The organism is Senegalimassilia sp. (assembly GCF_977052095.1).
The window spans coordinates 77993-94624 of record NZ_CDRSTZ010000003.1; the positions used below are offsets into that span (position 1 = coordinate 77993).

The 16632-nt window shown below is 63.9% G+C and carries 10 protein-coding genes; 4 read left to right on the forward strand and 6 right to left on the reverse strand.

The window, feature by feature from the left end; all coding sequences use genetic code 11:
• Positions 1-241 precede the first annotated feature (241 nt).
• The 5 genes from ACWI6D_RS01340 to ACWI6D_RS01360 all read right to left on the reverse strand — a co-directional run bounded on the left by ACWI6D_RS01340 (position 242) and on the right by ACWI6D_RS01360 (position 8916).
• A complete protein-coding gene (locus ACWI6D_RS01340; RefSeq protein WP_449133388.1) occupies positions 242-2602 on the reverse strand; it encodes a transglutaminase-like domain-containing protein in 2361 nt (786 codons plus the stop codon).
• Position 2603: 1 nt separating this feature from the next.
• Positions 2604-3770, reverse strand: a complete 1167-nt coding sequence (locus ACWI6D_RS01345; RefSeq protein ID WP_449133389.1) for a DUF58 domain-containing protein — start codon at positions 3768-3770, stop codon at positions 2604-2606.
• Positions 3771-3782: 12 nt separating this feature from the next.
• A complete protein-coding gene (locus ACWI6D_RS01350) occupies positions 3783-4742 on the reverse strand; it encodes an AAA family ATPase (RefSeq protein ID WP_449133390.1) in 960 nt (319 codons plus the stop codon).
• Complete coding sequence (locus ACWI6D_RS01355; protein WP_449133391.1) at positions 4743-6386, reverse strand: hybrid sensor histidine kinase/response regulator; 1644 nt, start codon at positions 6384-6386, stop codon at positions 4743-4745.
• 1042 nt (positions 6387-7428) lie between these two features.
• Positions 7429-8916, reverse strand: coding sequence for a response regulator transcription factor (locus ACWI6D_RS01360; protein ID WP_449133392.1), 1488 nt, complete (start codon positions 8914-8916; stop codon positions 7429-7431).
• Positions 8917-9232: 316 nt separating this feature from the next.
• Here ACWI6D_RS01360 and ACWI6D_RS01365 point away from each other — a divergent pair, with 316 nt between their 5' ends.
• Genes ACWI6D_RS01365 through ACWI6D_RS01380 form a run of 4 tightly spaced genes read left to right on the forward strand, consistent with a single transcriptional unit; the run spans position 9233 to position 13960 of the window.
• Positions 9233-12232 (forward strand): molybdopterin-containing oxidoreductase family protein, encoded by a 3000-nt coding sequence (locus ACWI6D_RS01365; RefSeq protein ID WP_449133393.1) that lies wholly within the window; start codon positions 9233-9235, stop codon positions 12230-12232.
• A 3-nt stretch (positions 12233-12235) separates the two neighbouring features.
• On the forward strand, positions 12236-12919 hold the full coding sequence (locus ACWI6D_RS01370; protein WP_288284611.1) for a 4Fe-4S dicluster domain-containing protein: 684 nt from the start codon (positions 12236-12238) through the stop codon (positions 12917-12919).
• On the forward strand, positions 12916-13080 hold the full coding sequence (locus ACWI6D_RS01375) for a hypothetical protein (RefSeq protein WP_161566672.1): 165 nt from the start codon (positions 12916-12918) through the stop codon (positions 13078-13080). Before ACWI6D_RS01370 ends, ACWI6D_RS01375 begins: the two co-directional genes overlap by 4 nt.
• A gap of 1 nt (position 13081) precedes the next feature.
• On the forward strand, positions 13082-13960 hold the full coding sequence (locus ACWI6D_RS01380) for a dimethyl sulfoxide reductase anchor subunit family protein (protein WP_449133394.1): 879 nt from the start codon (positions 13082-13084) through the stop codon (positions 13958-13960).
• A gap of 1399 nt (positions 13961-15359) precedes the next feature.
• On the opposite strand, the gene ACWI6D_RS01385 is transcribed toward ACWI6D_RS01380, so the two are convergent.
• Positions 15360-16280, reverse strand: coding sequence for an AEC family transporter (locus ACWI6D_RS01385; RefSeq protein ID WP_449133395.1), 921 nt, complete (start codon positions 16278-16280; stop codon positions 15360-15362).
• Between the last annotated feature and the right edge of the window lie 352 nt (positions 16281-16632).

Sequence of the window (16632 nt, forward strand, 5' to 3'; positions counted from 1 at the left end):
AATTGCGGAAAGCGTTGCGACGTTTGTGGCGTCGGTTTCCGCTGCGGTGCCTGCGTTGGAGACGATGTTCGCGGCTGCATCAGCCTGCAAATCATCGGCAATGCTGCCCGCTTCCGTGTCTGCTGAAACGTTAGATTCGTCGTTTCCCTTCTTACCCGCGCGCGGCCCTTCTCCCCCCCCAAGGCCCGATAATGCCGAAAGCCTTGCCGGCGGGTTTATTGCGACAAGGCTTTCGGCCCTGCTACAGGGCTTCGATGAAGTAGCGTTTCAAGCGCTCTCGCGCGTTTGCGCATGCGGGGAGCATTTCGTGCAGGCGTTCGGTGAGGCGCCGCAGCGTGCGCATTTCGTTCGGCTTCAGCACATGCCCGCCGAACGCGTAGGCCTGGTGGATTTCGATGACGCGCCTGAACTCCATAACGTCGACGCCTGGGAACGCCCGGCACAGGCCGTCAAGGTTGTCAAGCGGCTTGGTTGCGTTGAACCCGACGCTGGCCGAGGTCATGACGGCCGCCAGGTAGTTGTAAAGCGCGGGTACCGAAATGGCCTGGTCATCGGCGGCAATGCGCTGCTTGCGCTTGTTGATGCGCACGGCGCGCTGGATGAACGCGGCGGCCACCAGCGCGGCGATGATGGCAAGCGTGACCAGCACCTCGCGTAGCACGTCAAGTACGGACGCGGCGGCGTCGGATTCGTTGCCGTTGTCCTGGTTGTCGTTCGTTTGCCCGGCGATGGACCCGGTTTGGAGCACCTGGTCGCTCGCGCCGCTGCTCCAGGTTTCGCCCACATCGATGACGGCATCGGGCTCAAAGACCTGCGTGTAGAAGCCGGGCGCCACTTCCACGGGCGTCCAACCCAGGCCGTCAAGGTAAATCTCGCACCATGCGTGCGCGCTGCCGTGGTCAAGCGTCAGCGCGGAGTTCGTCAGCGCCGCACCCGTCAGGTCGCCCGCGCCCACGCGGTAGCCCTCTACGTAGCGGGCGGGGATGCCCTGCGTGCGGAACGCCAGCGTAGCGGCGGTGGCGAAGTAGCTGGAGTTGCCTTCGCGCGCCTGCTCGAAGAACCACGACGCGAACGAGCTTCCCGCCTCGGCAGGCATGGTTTTCGGGCTTTCCGTATAGCTTGCCAGTGTGTCCATCATGGTGCGCACGCGGCTGATAACGGCGAATTCCGACGAAGCCGCCGCGCTGTCCCACGTGGCATCGTTGAACACCAGGCGCTTGATGTCGCCCGCCTCGTCGTCGGGAACGTCCAGGTAGTGCTCCTTGGCGAATGCGGCGTACACGCTTTCCGTGGACGCGTAAGGGCTGTCCGCGGATTCAAGCCAGCTGGCGTCGTCAAGCACGTTGGCGGTTGCCACGTTGTCCATCTCGAAGCGGTACGAGCGCGACCCCACAAGCCCGCTTTGCAGCGTGCCGTCAAGGTTGAGATTGGCGTTCGAGCCGGTCAGGCTGCGCATGGTGTAGGGCGCGAACGTGTAGCCGCGGTAGGCGTTGCCCGCGTCCACGGAGATGGTGGACACCTCGGTGCGCTCGACGCCGCCGCGGTTCGCGTTCGCGTCGTCGTAGGCGGCGCGCTGCATGGCCGGCGTAAGGCCTTCGGCGGAAAGCCAGCTCATGATGCCCGACCAGCTGCCTTCGTAGGCGGTGTGGTCAAGCGCCGACCAGCGTTCGCTTTCGCTGTAGTTCGCGCCTACGAAGCCGCGCAGCAGCATGTCATCGGAAAACGTTCCCTCCGGCGTGATGCGCAGCGTGGCGTCGGACTGGTCGTTGAGGTGCGCGGCTTTGCCCATGTCGCCTTCGGGCAGCGTCTCTTCGCCGTAGCGCGCGTGGTTGATGGCGTTCCACATGGCGTTGTGCGCGTTGTCCACGGCTGCGCTGGGAACGAATATGGCGCCGATGATGACGAATGCGCCCACGCACATAACGGCGTTGATGCCCAGATCGGTAAGCAGCGACTTTGTGGAGCGCATGGAGCCGCGCAGCTGGATGTAGCGGCATTGCGTCAGCCAGCCGGCAATGCCCACGGCGCAGCCGATGGTGCCGATGCCGCTGGAAAGGCGCAGGCCGAAGCCGCACACGGTTACCAGCATCAGCAGCGTGACGCCCGTGGTGCGCAGGCGCGTGAAGCCCCATGCGGCCGTTGCGGTAAGCGTGCCCAGGCACGCGCCGAACAGCGGGGAAGCGGCAACGGTGCCGTAGCCTTGCACCAGGCCCGCGTAGGAGTAAAACGCGTCGTCGAAGCGCGACGCCAGCGCGTTGTACATGCTGAACATGCCGCCGCGCGCGTCGGGGACGACAAGCAGCAGGATCAGCGCCAGTGCGCTTACCGCCACCACGCCTAAGGGGACGATGCGCTTGATGGGCCCGATAACGCTGAGTGCGCCGGCCAGCGCGCCCACCACCGTGGCGGCGATGAGCGTGGCCGCCACGGTGGGCAGGGTCATGCAGCCGGCGAACAGGATGGGCCCGCCGCAGGCCAGAAGCACGGTGGCAAGCGCCGAAGCGATGGCTTGCGCGCGGTCGGCGGACTGCTTTTGGTTGCGTGCGTTGCACGCGGACAGGATGACGCGCGGCATGATGCGTATGTTCTCGCTGGCGGCCATGTTACAGCTCCAGATTCTTGATGCGCTCGCCAACGCCGTCGGCGGGAATGTGGGTGAGCAGGTAGCCGCTTGAGGTGTCCGATCCCGTCTGCGTGCTTTCGCTGATGTGGAACACGCTTAAGTCGGTAAGCTGGTTGAGCTTTGCGGCCAGCGCTTCGTCAAGCACGTCGGTGACCAGCACCGTTCGCGTGACGTTGTGCGCGCGGCGGAACTCGTCGAATGCGGCCGTGTCCTCGAACGCGGCGGTGGGCAGCGGCGTGGAAACCAGCATGTCAAGCATGGTGTTGAACGAGTTGCGGCTGTCGACGAACTCCGATTCCAGCGCATCGTCGGTGAGGTAGGCCACCGAGTGGGAAAGGCCCTGCTGGATAAGCGACAGGCTGATGGACGCGGTAACGGACATGACGCCGTTGAGCACGTTGGCGTGCGCGCTGCCGTGCCCCGGGTCGTGCGGGTCGCACAGGATGGTGATGTCGTAGTCGGTGGGACGCGACGGTTCGCGCACCATCAGGTCGTCGAAGCGCGCCGAAAGCTTCCAGTGCACCGCTTTGAGCGAGTCGCCTTCCTGGAAGTCGCGCATCTCGAACACTTCTGTGCGGTCCTGGCCCTTGCGGTGGTAATCGTAGGTGCTGCCGGAGATGCTGGAGCGGTTTGCGCGCGTGGTCTGCGCGATGATGTCGGCGATTTCCGGGTACACGGTGTAGGACGTTTCCAGGCGCACGTCTTGGATGTCGGCGTCGATGAAGTCCAGCGAGTTGGTGGCGCGGGCGGACACGAGCGACACCTCGATGCGCCCGCAGAAGCTGGTGTTGAGCGGCAGGTGGAAGTGCTCGGTTTTGCCCGATGCGGGCGCAAGCGTGACGGGCACCTCCTCCGTGGCGTTCGTCAGCAGGTTGCGGAAGCGAAACGTCAAGCGAATGCGGTTGCGCGAAAGCGCCGGGCGCGTGACGGTGATGCCCAGTTCAAGCGGTTGACCTGCGGTGCAGGCGTGTTGAAGCTCGAACTGCAGCCGCGTGTGGGCCGCCGTGGCGCGCCCGAACGCCGTGCTGGCGGCCGGTGCGATGGCGGCGATGAGCGCAACTGTCAAGGCGGCGGCGTTGTTCGTGGCAACAAACGAGCCGACGGCCAGCACGATGGCGACGATGCCTATGATGAGGTTCCGCTTCATGAGGCTTGCTTATTAGCGCGCGGCGCGGCCGACGGCCTGGCCCATGGAGGGCGCGGGCACGATTTCCATGACCTGGTCGAGGATGTCCTCGGCGGTGACGGATTCGATGCGGGCCTGGGGCTTGAGCACCAAACGGTGCGCGCACGTGGCCTTGAACACCTCGCGCACGTCCTCGGGCGACACGAAGTTGCGCTCGCGGATAAGCGCGCAGGCGCGGGCCATGCGCGTCAGCGCGATGACGCCGCGGGGGCTGACGCCCAGCTCCACCAGCTCCATGTCGCGCGTTTGCTCGCACAGGCGCACGATGTAGTCGAGCACGGTGTCGGCCACCTGCACGTTGCCCAGGAAGTTCTGGATTTCCAGCAGGTTGTCACGGCTGATTTTCGCCTTGATGTCGTCAAGCGGGTTAGCGTAGCGCTTTGCCTTCAGGATGTTGACCTGGTCGGCCGTGGAGGGGTAGCCGATGGACAGGCGCACCATGAAGCGGTCGATCTGGCTGTCGGGCAGAGGCTGCGTGCCGGCCGAGCCCACGGGGTTTTCCGTGGCGATGCAGATGAACGGCTTGGGCACGGGGTGGCTGACGCCGTCGACGGTGATGGCCAGCTCTTCCATGACCTCAAGCAGGGCCGATTGCGTTTTGGCGCTGGTGCGGTTGATCTCGTCGCCTAGCAGCAGGTTGCAGTTCACGGCGCCCCAGTTGAACTTGAATTCGCCCGTTTTGCGGTTGAGCATGGTGAAGCCCGTGATGTCCGACGGCATGGTGTCGGGGGTGAACTGCACACGCTTGTAGTCCAGGTCAAGGCACTTCGACAGCGCCAGGGCCAGCGTGGTTTTGCCCGTGCCGGGGACATCTTCAAGCAGGATGTGGCCGCCGGCATAAATGGCCATAAGCGCCTGCTCTACGACTTCCTGCTTGCCGATAAGGGCCTTGTTCCCTTCCGCGACGATGGCCTTCGATTGTTCGACGATCATTTATTTCCCTCCTAGATAGGCGGATTCTGCGGTTGCGGCCGCAAGCTGTGCTTTCAGTTCGTCCATTTCGATGGGCTTGCCCGTGTGACCGTTCATGCCCGCCTCGCGCGACTGCCGCGCGTCTTCCACATAGTTGTTCGCCGACAGCGCGATGATGGGCACCGTTTTCGCGTCGTCTTTGTCGAGCGCGCGGATGCGCCGCGTTGCCTCCCAGCCGTTGAACGTGGGCATTTGGATGTCCATGAGGATGGCGTCGTACGTGCCCGCGGGCGCCTTCTCGAACATGTCCACCACCACGGGGCCGTCGTTGGCGTGGTCGACCGTGACGCCGAGCGTGCCCAGAAGCTCGATGGCGATTTCGGCGTTGAAGTCGTTGTCTTCGGCCATAAGGAAGTGCTTGCCTTCGAAGTTGTACTGCGTGGCGTCGCTTTCCTTGCTGTGGAACGCCTCGAGCGTTTCGCCCGCGCTGGCCAGCTCGTCGGCTTGCTGCTGCGTTGCCAGGCCGAAGGGGATGTACGTGGTGAAGTCCGTACCGCGGCCCAGCTCGGTGTCCACGACGATTTCGCCCTGCATAAGCTCCACGAGTGCGCCGGTGATGGCCATGCCCAGGCCCGTGCCGCCGTAGCGTCGCGCGATGGTGCGGTCTTCCTGCTCGAAGGGCTCGAAGATGCGGCTGGTGAAGCGCGGGTCCATGCCCTTGCCGGTGTCGCGCACGCGAATCATGTAGTTGACTTCGTCGTCGCGGCGGTACATTTCGCGGAACGTGACCGTGACGTGGCCGCCGGCGTTGGTGAACTTCAGCGCGTTCGAGATGAAGTTCACGATGATTTGGTTGAGGCGCATGCGGTCGCCGATAAGGAACATGCTGTGGCAGTCCTCGGTTTCCACGCGGTAGTCGATGCCTTTTTTGCGCGCCTGCGCCTCGAACATGGCCACCAGCTCGTTGGCCACCAGGCGGATGTCGAACGGGCACGCTTCCAACTCGACGTGGCCGCTGTTGAGGCGGCTCATGTCGAGCACGTCGTTGACCAGGGACAACAGGTAGTCGGACAGCTTCGTGGCGCGGGCCAGGTCGTCGAGTAGGCGCTCTTCTTTCGTGTGATGCTCCTGCGCCAGCGCGATCATGCCCTTGATGCCGTTGAGCGGCGTGCGGATTTCGTGGCTCATCTGGCTCATGAAGTCCGTGCGCTCCTGGGCATTTTTCATGGCGCGCGACTCTTGCTTGCGCGCCGTTTCGATGGTTTCGTGCTCGTCGGTGACGTCCGTGGCCGTGACCAGGGTGTATTCGCCGCCCTCGACCGAGGTGAACGTGGCGCGGATGTGTTTGGTGGCCGCGGCGTCGTTCGGCATGCGGTAGTCGGAGTCGAGCGTGAGCGGCGTTGTGCGGTCCCACGTGCCGATGATGCGTTTGATGCGCGCGCGGTCCTCGTCGGGCACGAAGCGCAGAAGCGTTTCGACGTCGTCGACCAGGCGCGCCGGCTCGACGCCGAACACGTGCTGGAAGCTTGGCGCGATGTGGACGGGGTACAGGTCGCTTGCGCGCAACAGGAAGCTGGTGTTCGGGTCTGCTTGGGCGCAAGCGACCTCGAACAGCTGCGATGCGCTGTTTTCGCTGCGTTTGCTATGTGAGCCGAACAATCCCATGATTTCCTTTCTAAGCTTTACGATTGTCCTACATTAACGGGGCAATCGTAGTGGAATGCCCATTAAATCTGGTGCAACGACCTGCTTCAACGACCCAGCGGGGGCACGTCGCGCACTTGTGTCCCATACACAGTACGCAACCATGCTTTCGGCCGCGCTCTGCGCTCCCAGCGTCGCGCGATCCACGTCCACTGGAGTCGCGCACTCTCATGCTTGCGGGATTGCACGACCCGTGCCCCCCCCCTCGGCCGCGAACCCTACGCTCCCAGGCTGCGCGTCCCGGATTTGCGCGGTGGAGGCTGAGCGGTGGGGCGCACCTGCCACGCCGTGCCGGCGGCGGCGCGGGTGAGGAAGATGACGTGAACGACTGGTGGCTTCGTCCGCGTGAGCCTGCTGAAAACGGATGCTGTGTTTGCCGACTAGCGTAGGGAGCGTTGCCGCGTCGGGCTGCTGGACTATCGGGCTTGCCGGCTCGCCGTCCGCTGGACCTTCCGTCGTGCCGGTCTGAAGCGCTCATTTTTTCGCGAAAACGGCGGCTCGAAATCAAAAATCGCTCATGTATGTGATTTAATTCGTGCTCGGAGGTAGCTGTCGAATTTGCGGCGGAGTTTTTCCAGTTCAGATGGTTGCTTGTTTTGAGAATACTTTGGTAAGTGGCAACAAATCACATACATGAGCGATTTTTGGGAAAGTGCCAAGTTAGCGACTGCGTTGGTGACGTCGATCGCCTGCGAGGCTTGCTTTGCTAGGTGCCAAACTTGGGCAACTTTGCGGTGCAAGGGAGAAAGAATGCCGATATTCCTCTGATTCTAGACTTGCATTTTCTGGTTGGGCCGACAAGACGAACTTGGCGATGCGACAAGCGTTTCGTGCGGGGGTGCGAACGGCAGAGGCTTGCGGGGGCGGGCGGCTGAGCTGGCCGAGCGCTGACGGGCCGGGGTCGCCGGCGGGCGGAGACCTGGCGGGTTTGGTGTTAGCAAGCTGGGCGAACAGCAGGGGTGCTGGCAGGGCGCTTGGGGTGGGGCGGTCCGTCCGTTGTGCTTTATGCTTGGGTTTCTTGCACCAGGTTGATGAGTTCTTGTTGGGAGTGGATGTCAAGTTTGGCGTAGATGTGCTGGCGGTGCGTGCTGACGGTGCTTTTCGAGAGCAGCAGCTCTTCCTGGATGAACGGCAGGTTGCGGCCTTTTGCCAGCAGCACCATCACCTCGTGCTCGCGCTCGGACAGCGCGTAGTCGGCGGCCACTTTGGCGCATTTCTCGCGGAAGTGCTGCTTGCGTTGCAGGGGCAGCAGGTCCATGGCGCGCACGAGGTCGGTCTCGGAGAACGCGAAGCCGCTGGCCGCAAGGATGGCGATGACGCTGGCCATCATCACGGGCATGGCGCTGTCGATGCTGATGCCCACGCCGTGCAGCACGAACCGCCCGACCACCAGTCCCAGCAGCGGGCCGGCCGCCCAACCTGCGCGCACGAGGGCGAACGTGCGCACGCGCTGCGCCGGCCAGCGGTTGCACACGCCGGCCAGGATCGTCCACATGAGCATGCCGAAGCACGCGTACGACGCGGAGTTCAGCGCGTGCGGCACCAGCGCGGCGCGCTGCCCGTACACGACGGGCACCAGCAGCATGAGCGCGCCGGCAACCAGCAGCAGAATAAGGAAGTGGTAGATGTTGCGTGCCATGCGCGGCGTTTTCAGCGTGGCAAGTAGCAGCGCGATGCCGACGACGATGACGGTGGCCGCAAATGCACCTCCGCCTTCGACCAGGGCATATGCTGTGCCGCCAAGGTCTTTCACGCCCATTTGCACGTACAGCGTGCGCACGACCTCGGCGGAGAACCCCACCAGCACCGAGCTTGCGGCTAGCTTGGCCGTCAGGCGCAAAAGCTCGCTTTTGCTGCCGCGCGAAGAGCCACCGCACGCCTGCGCATCGTGTGCACCGGCGCTTTCGGGTTCGGCTTTGCCTTGGTCGACGAGCATGTGCATGCCGTAGGACAGCAGCAGCCCGGCCAGCACGGGCATGCTGGCGGCGAAGGCGCAGGCCGAAAGGCGGTCGAACAGCAAAAACAGCGCGAACAGCAGCGACGCGAGCACCGTGCCCGTTGTCGCGCCGATAACGCACGAACTGGTGGAAAGCCGGCTGAACGCGATGCCGAAGCGGATGAGGAACAGCCCCGACGCCACGCCGGCCACGGCGCTGGCGGCAACCATGCCCACAACGCTCGCGCCGTCGGGCAGCGCGGCGCTTGCCGGCATGGCAAGCGTGCTTGCGGCAACAAGGGCGGGCAGCGCCCACATGCTTTCCTTGCGCGAAAGCAGCCGCTCGGTTGCCTGGTCGTACACGCCGGCGACGACAAGCGTCAGCGCCACGCACACGATGGACACCAGGTAGACGGTGTCGAGAATCACCTCGCTTTGGGCAAGTCCCGTGTACAGCGACAGGCTTTTGAACGCCATGGACACCCATGCCGTGTTGCACCCGAGGGCTGCGCCGACAATCAGCTCAGCGGCCGCTGGAACGTGGTTTTGCTGCATGAGCCCCTCCCCTAGATCATGCGTTGCAGAAAGCGATGCGCGAGTGCGGCGACTCCCCGTTTCCCCTTGGTTTCGGCGGGCGCATCTTGCGTTTGATTGTACCCGTTAAGGGGCATCCAGGCCGCGCGGCGCAAGGAAACGGTTTCCCAACAAGCTATCCTATCTTGTGAATAATTAGCCGTTTTCCCAGGTCAACTGGCATCGTGCGCAGCGCACGATGCGCATCAACGGCGAAATGCGCGCTGCGCTCGATACCTTTTCTTCAGTTGTGTACATATCGTGAAGGCATCTTCGTAACCGACGAGAGGAGGAGGAAATGGGCAAGTTCAACATGACGCGCCGGACGTTCACGAAGATGGCGGCAGTATCTGCCGCTGCGCTCGGCGTGGCAGGAATCGAGGGAGAAGCCCTAGCCGAAACCAAGGGGGCGGCAACGCAGACGGCGGGCGAGGTCAAGCACATCCGCTCGTGCTGCCGCGGGTGCGGCAAGATGGAATGCGGCGTGTGGGTGACCGTGCAAGACGGCCGCGTCATCAAGTCCGAAGGCGACGAGAGCGCGTTCCAGTCGGCCGGCAACCACTGCGCGAAGGGCCAGGCCAGCCTGCAGGCGGCCTACCATCCCACGCGCCTGCGCTATCCGCTGCGCCGCACGGGCGCGAAGGGCGAAGACCCCGCGTGGGAGCGCATCACCTGGGACGAGGCGTACAAGACCACGGCCGATACCATCCGCGAGAAGCAGGACAAATACGGCAAGGAAACCTGCATCTTCATGGGCGGCACGTCGCGCATCTGGGCCATGGGCCCCTACGGCAGCCTGAAGTCGTGCTTCGGCAGCCCCAACGGCATCCAGGCCAACGAGATCTGCAAGGGCCCGCGCTTCTACGCCACCAGCCTTGACGCATCGAACGCGTACAGCTGGATGGAAGTGGTGGGGCGCCCGCACGTGTTCGTGCAGTGGGGCGGCGCGTCGGAGCTTTCGAACTACGACGACAGCTGCCGCACCACCGTGGACGTGGCCACGCGCGCCGATACGCACATCATCGTGGACCCGCGCCAGACGAACCTGGGCAAGGAAGCCGACATCTGGGTGAACCTGCGTCCCGGCACCGACGGCGCCGTGGCGAACTGCTGGGCCCAGGTCATCATCGAGAACGACCTCATCGACGACATGTACGTGCGCAAATGGATGAACGCGCCCATGCTGGTGGTGGAAGAGGCGTCGTTCGAGCCCACCGAGTGCGCCTCGACGCAGCAGTCGAAGAAGATCAAGACGCGCCTGCTGAAGGAATCCGACATCAAGGAAGGCGGGTCTTCGGGCCGCTTCATGGTGCTCAACGAGCTGTCCGGCGAGCTTTCGTACTATGACACCACGGCCGACAACCCCGGGTGGGAAGGCGAAGACTGGCAGCCGGCCACCGAGGGCCGCGAGGCGAAGCAGCCCGGCCTGGACGCCACGGGGCAAACGCAAGGTTTCGTACTTGACTACACGCCGTTCCCCGATGGGTTGTACCCGGCACTGTTCACGGAATCGGGCGGACATGAGGTGACGCTGAAGGACGGCACGAAGGTGCATGTGCGCACCGTGTGGGAGCACTACATCGACTTTCTGCAGGACTACACGCCCGAGAAGGCGTCGAAGATCACGGGCGTGGACGCCGACGTGCTGAAGAAGGCGGCCATCGCCTACGCTACGCGCGTCGACCCGTCCACCGGCTACGGCAACGGCGGCATCCAGTACATGCTGGCGCCCGAGCACGCGTGCAACTCCGTGCAGAACCAGCGCGCCTGCGACCTGGTGGCGGGCATCACGGGCAACATGGACGTGCCCGGCGGCATGCGCGGCTCCACGCCGGGCTGGCCGTACTTCGACCTGGCCATGTGCATCGGCGACTCGAAGGAGATCCCGAAGTACGACTCCAGCAAGATCTTGGGCTCCGAGCGCTTCCCGATGATCGGCAGCGACTGCGGCCCGGGCTGGGCGGACTGCACGTCGATCTACGACGCCATCAACACCAGCGACCCGTATCCGGTCACCGTCGGCATCGGCCAGACGGGCGACTTCATGAACCAGGGCAACTCCATCTACAACTCCGAGCAGCTGTGCAAGCTGGACTTCTGGTGCTCCATCGACCTGTGGCACACGCCGACGGTGGACATGGTGGCCGACATTGTCATGCCGGCGGCGCACTGGATGGAGCTCGATTGCATCCGCAAATCGCAGGGCTCTTCGGGCGCGTTCGGCGCCACGGTGAAGGCCATCGACCCGCCCGGCGAGGCGAAAAACGACCTGGAAATCGTGGTGGGGCTGTACAAGGCCGCCGGCATTCCGTACTTCGACGAGGAGAAGCACGGCGCGAAGTGGCTGGAAGGCGACGCGTGCGTCGACGCGTGCAACGAGGTTGCGCTTGCCGGTTTCCGCATTCCGAAATGGGCCGATTTCAAGGAAGAGTTCCAGAAGAACGGCTGGTTCGACTCGAAGGTGGAAAAGCGCGAGGACTGGGGCATCTACCGTCGCTACCAGATTGGCAACGGGCACATTTCCGGCGGTTTCCCGCCCACGCCCAAGCAGCGCCAGGGCTGGAACACCACGACGCACAAGCAGGAGATTTGGTCGACGGTGCTTGAATCGTGGCTGGTCAACGGTGTGAACAACGGCGGCGTGACGCCGAACATGGCCTACTCGGAGGAAAAGTTCTCCGACAAGGAAGTGTTCCCGCTGTTCAAGGAGGCGCCGCACAGCCCCGTCGAGGAACCCGATTCCTACACCGACGACAACGCGTTTTTGCTGACGACGGGCCGTCGCCAGGGCACGTACTTCCACAGCGAGCACCGGCAGCTGCCGTGGTGCCGCGAGCAGTGGCCCGTGCCGCGCCTGGAGATGAACCCCGTCGACGCGCAGCGCCTGGGGCTTGAGCAGGGCGACTGGGTGTGGATCGAGTCGGCGTACGAGGCGACGCCGTACACCGAGGCGTTCACGCATAAGATCCGCGAGGTGGTGGACCTGTACTACGGCATCGAGCCCGGCGTGGTGAACGCGGAGCACCAGTGGTGGTACCCCGAGCTTGAACAGGTCGATCACGGCTTCAAGCTTTCCGGCGTGAACTGCCTGATCGACCGCCATGCGCAGGACCGCATCTGCGGCTCGTCGAACCTGCGCGCCTATCCGGTGCGCGTGTACAAGGCCACGGCGGAGAATTCCCCGTTCGGCAATCCCGTGCCGTGCGGCGACGATGGTACGCCCATCATCCACACGTGCGACGACCCGCGCCTGAAAGATTGGCTGCCCGACTACGACAGCCCGAGGGGGGAGGAGTAAACCATGACGCATTACGCGATTCTGACCGACCTCAACAAGTGCGTCGGTTGCCTTGCCTGCTCCATCAGCTGCAAGGTTGTGAACAACGTGCCCATCGGCAGCTACTGGAACAAGGTGCTGCGCATCGGCCCGAACCCGCGTCAGGAAGGCGGCCAGTGGCCCGACGTGTACACGTACTTCCTGACGGTGCAGTGCCAGCACTGCAAGAACCCCGCGTGCGTGCAGGTGTGCCCCACCGAGGCCAGCCACGTGCTTGCCGACGGCACCGTGCAGATCGACAAGTCGAAGTGCATCGGCTGCCAGTTCTGCGCGATGGCCTGTCCTTATGGCGTTCGCTATCTGAACGAGGAAGAGCGCGTGGTGGAGAAGTGCACGCTGTGCGAGCAGAAGGTGGCCCAAGGCGAGCTGCCGCAGTGCGTCAGCCAGTGCGGCGGGCGCGCGCGCTTCTTCGGCGACCTGGAGAAGGGCATCGAGAGCTTCGAGGCGCCCGGTGCGCCGCTTGAGGGCGACAAGTCCTACGACGCGCAGGTCAAGTCGCGCATCCGCCTGGGCGATGTGACGGGCGAGGGGTGCGACTACCCGGTGAAGCCGTACAAGGACTCCGAGGTGTATCACCTGCCGAACGTGGGCAACGACCCCGGGTTCGTGTACATCCTGCGCAACGAGCAGTGGCAGGGACAGGAATGACGGTGACTGGCGTGATTGTTCCGCTTTCCCGTGCGGCGGGGGCGGGCGCGCGCCTGGAAAGTGGCACCAAGGCTTGCGCGGGCGACGCGGCAGTTGCCGCCTGCGCGGCCGGGTGCGGGCCGGCCGCCCGCGCCGCGGTGCCTGTGAAGGAAGGTGAGTAGCATGGAATTGCAATGGCCTTTGATTTTGTTCACCACGCTGGTGGCCTGGTCGGCCGGCGTGTTCGGCTGCCAGGGCGTGTTGGCGCTTGCGGGCGCGGGCAAGAAGTCGCAGCAGCTGCTGACGGTTTTGAGCTGCGTGCTTCTGGCGGCGTCCGGCGTGGCGGTGTTCTTCCACCTGCAGCATTGGGAGCGCATCTTCAATGGTTTCGGGCACTTGACCAGCGGCATTACGCAGGAGCTGATCGCGATCGTCGTGTTCGTGGTGGTGGCCGTGGCGTTTTTCGCCATGGCGCGCAAGTCGGCCGACGGCGGCACCGTGCCGAAGTGGATGGCGTGGGTTGCCATCGCGATTTCGGTGGTGCTGGCCGCGGTGTGCGCGCATTCGTACATGATGGCGGCGCGCCCGGTGTGGAATAGCGTGCTTGAGGTGCTGTCGATCGTGGGCGCCGCGTGCATTTTGGGGCCCGCCACGTGCGCCGTGGTGCTGGCCGCGAAGGGCGACGCGGTTGACGTGTGCGGCCTGCCGGCTGTGGTGGGTTCTGCCGTGGGCGCCGCGTGCACGGTGGCGTATGCGGCCGTTATCCAGATGGGCGGCGGCGCGTTTACGCAGGTGGGGTACTATTTCGACCCCACTGTGCCCACGAAGGAGATGGCGAATGCGGCTGCGACGGCGGCCGGGCAGGCGCCGCTTCTGTGGCTGGGCGCCGTGGTTGTGGGCGCGCTGGTGCCGCTGGTGTGCTGCGTGCTTGCCCGCAAGAAGGGCGATGCGGCGGTTTGGAAGACGTTCGGCGCCGTGGCCGTGGTGGCAGGTGTCGCCGGCGCCATCTGCCTGCGCGTGGCCTTCTACAACATGGGCCTGAGCGTGTTCATGTTCTACTGAGTTCCGCTGGCCTGCCGGCCGGCGAACGGGGCTGACGTTGCGGCCGCCCGATGCGCCCCATCTTGCCCTTCAGCTTCGCGGGCATGGCCGAAAGGCCAATGCCGAGCCCAGCTGAGCCGGGCGCGCCCGCTCGGGCGCGAAGGCAGGAATCGAACACGCCGCCGGCGTGTTCGACAGGGCAACCTGGGGCACCCTCGCTGACTCTTCGGAATCCCCGATGGCGACGCCCGGCCCGCAAAAGGGAGCGGGGGGTGGGACAAAGGGACAGTCCCTTTGTCCCACTCGCAGACGATTGGATTTTGCTGCCCGGCTCCTGCTATTCGCTCCTCGTGGGGCCGAGCGAGAGCTCGGTCCCAACAAGAGAGCGCGAAGCGCGACACCATATTAAGTCGTCCACGCTCCCTGGAAGATGGTGGCGCGCTCTTCGGGCGCTGCCTAGAAGGGGCGGAGCTTTCGCTCCGCCCTACGGAAACCGGCGGCTGGCGGGCAATTCCCGTTGCTCACTGACGCCTGTCCTTGCGGCGGCCCGGCGGAGGGAACATCTGTCCCTGACGGCCGTTATCGCCTCGTACCTGGTTTTGCTGTCATATCCCATTGTAGGCCATCTCCTATCGATCGATGTTGCGATGACCGCTTGAAACCGCCCTGTCCTCTTGTTAGGTTGGCCGGAAACAGGCGGCTGATCGGCCGTTTCGCGATTCCGGCGGCGCGCCGGTTTCTTGAAAACCAGGCCTGGCTCGCCGGGTTCCTTCGCATCTTCCGGCCCACCACCTATGGCGCCCCCTTCCGCTTGGAGACTTCCTTCCCCTAACCCCCTTGCAAACAGGATGTCTCCAAGCGGAAGGGGCCGTTTTGCGTCCTGCGGCGAGCGGCAGGCGTTTGGTCTGGACGAACGTTGACAAGTTCGTAACGCATCGAGCGTCCACCGGATTGTTCGACAAGCAAACAGGCGAAACGCGCGCTTGCTGCGAAAAGTCGCTCATGTATGTGATTTGTTGGCGATCAGTTGAGTAGCCGTTTGACACGCAACCTTTTGACCTGGGGTTCTGTAAATAGGACTGGAGCTTGTACTTCACCTAACCGAGTTAAATCACATACATGAGCGATTTTTTGGTGTGACAGAGGTGGCGGGCGGTTCTGGCATCGTGCAGCAACGGGGTCGTTCCTCGTTGCGCAAACTCGCTCGAGTTTGGGACTTAACGTTGGTGGTGTGGCTCCTTGCGGACGGCGGCCGCATATTTTCCCAGGTCAGAGTGGTGTGCATAGAGGGGGTGCGTGTTGGCGGCCTAACAAGTCCCAAACTCGATCGAGTTTGGGTGTGGGCGGTGCTGGGCGTGCCAGCGTTAGAAGAGGTCGGGATCGTGCGGTTTCGCTGGTGCCGGTCGCCGTTTTGCCTTTTCTAGCTCAGCAACAGGGCGATCGCGAGGATGCACACTGGCGAGCAGATGGTGGATAGCAGTACGCCGTCGCGGGCGAACGTGGTGCCGGCGTTGTAGCGCGCGGCGTAGTTGAAGACGTTTTGCGCGGAGGGCAGCGCGGCCAGCACGACGCACGCGTACAGGTCGTGGCCGGTGAATCCCAGGGCGCTGGCCAGGGCAAATGCCACCGCCGGCATGAACGCGTTCTTCAGCGCGGCTGCCGTGATGGTGGCCTGGCGACCTTCGCGGTTGGCAAGTGGGCGAGCTCCGCGCAGCGACATGCCGAACGCGCACAGGATCAGGGGCACGGCTGCTTGGCCGACGATGTTCAGCGGGTCGTACAGAAATTGCGGCACCAGAAACACCCCGGTGCCAGCGCTTGCGGCCGACACGATTATGCCGCAAAGCACCCCGATAAGAATCGGCTGGTGAGCAAGCTGTTTCGCCGTGGCGGCGAAGCTGGACTTCCCGGTGGTGGAAATGTCAAGCGCCGTGAGCGCCATCGGCGTGAAGATGACCTGCTGCATCAGCACGATGGGCGTGACGGCGGCCGGGTCGCCCAGGATGTACGTGGCCACCGGCAGGCCGATGTTGTTGGCGTTCATGTACATGGAAACCAGCGTGCCCACGGTGGAATCGGCCAGGTCAAGCCGGAATACGAAGCGGGCGAGCAGCATGAACGCGGTGCCGGTTATCACCGCGCTGCCGAACGCGACGGCCATAGAAGACGTGAACACGTCGGCCAGATTTTCCTTCGAGATAAGCGTGAACATCAGGCACGGCGTGGCAACGAAGAAAGCGAAGCGCTGCAGCACCATCTGCGCGGTGGGACCGCCGACGTTTGCGCGCGCGGCAAGGTAGCCGATGCCGATGATGATCCCGATGACGATAAACCCTTGCATTGCCGATAGCGTTTCCATGGCATGCGAGCATACGGCGGGCGTTGGCCGGCTGCGTTAACGTGTCGGGGATTTCACAGCAACGCCATGGGATTTGGCGGCAGGTGCGGGGTGCCCACAGCGGCAGTCTCACTACGAATGGCACGTGTGCAAAACACCCATCGTTTCACTCCCAAAACTTTAATTTCATTTGACTTTTGGGAGTGAAATGATGCTGGGATTGCTTTGGGTAGCTAAATGCAGTGCAAACGTTTGACCTGGGAAAATGAAGGTCCAGGTTTGTTTGATACTCTATGTTAAACCACCGTTGACATAGTCCCACGTGCGGGACAGGTGAGGAAGGGCCCTCCTGCAT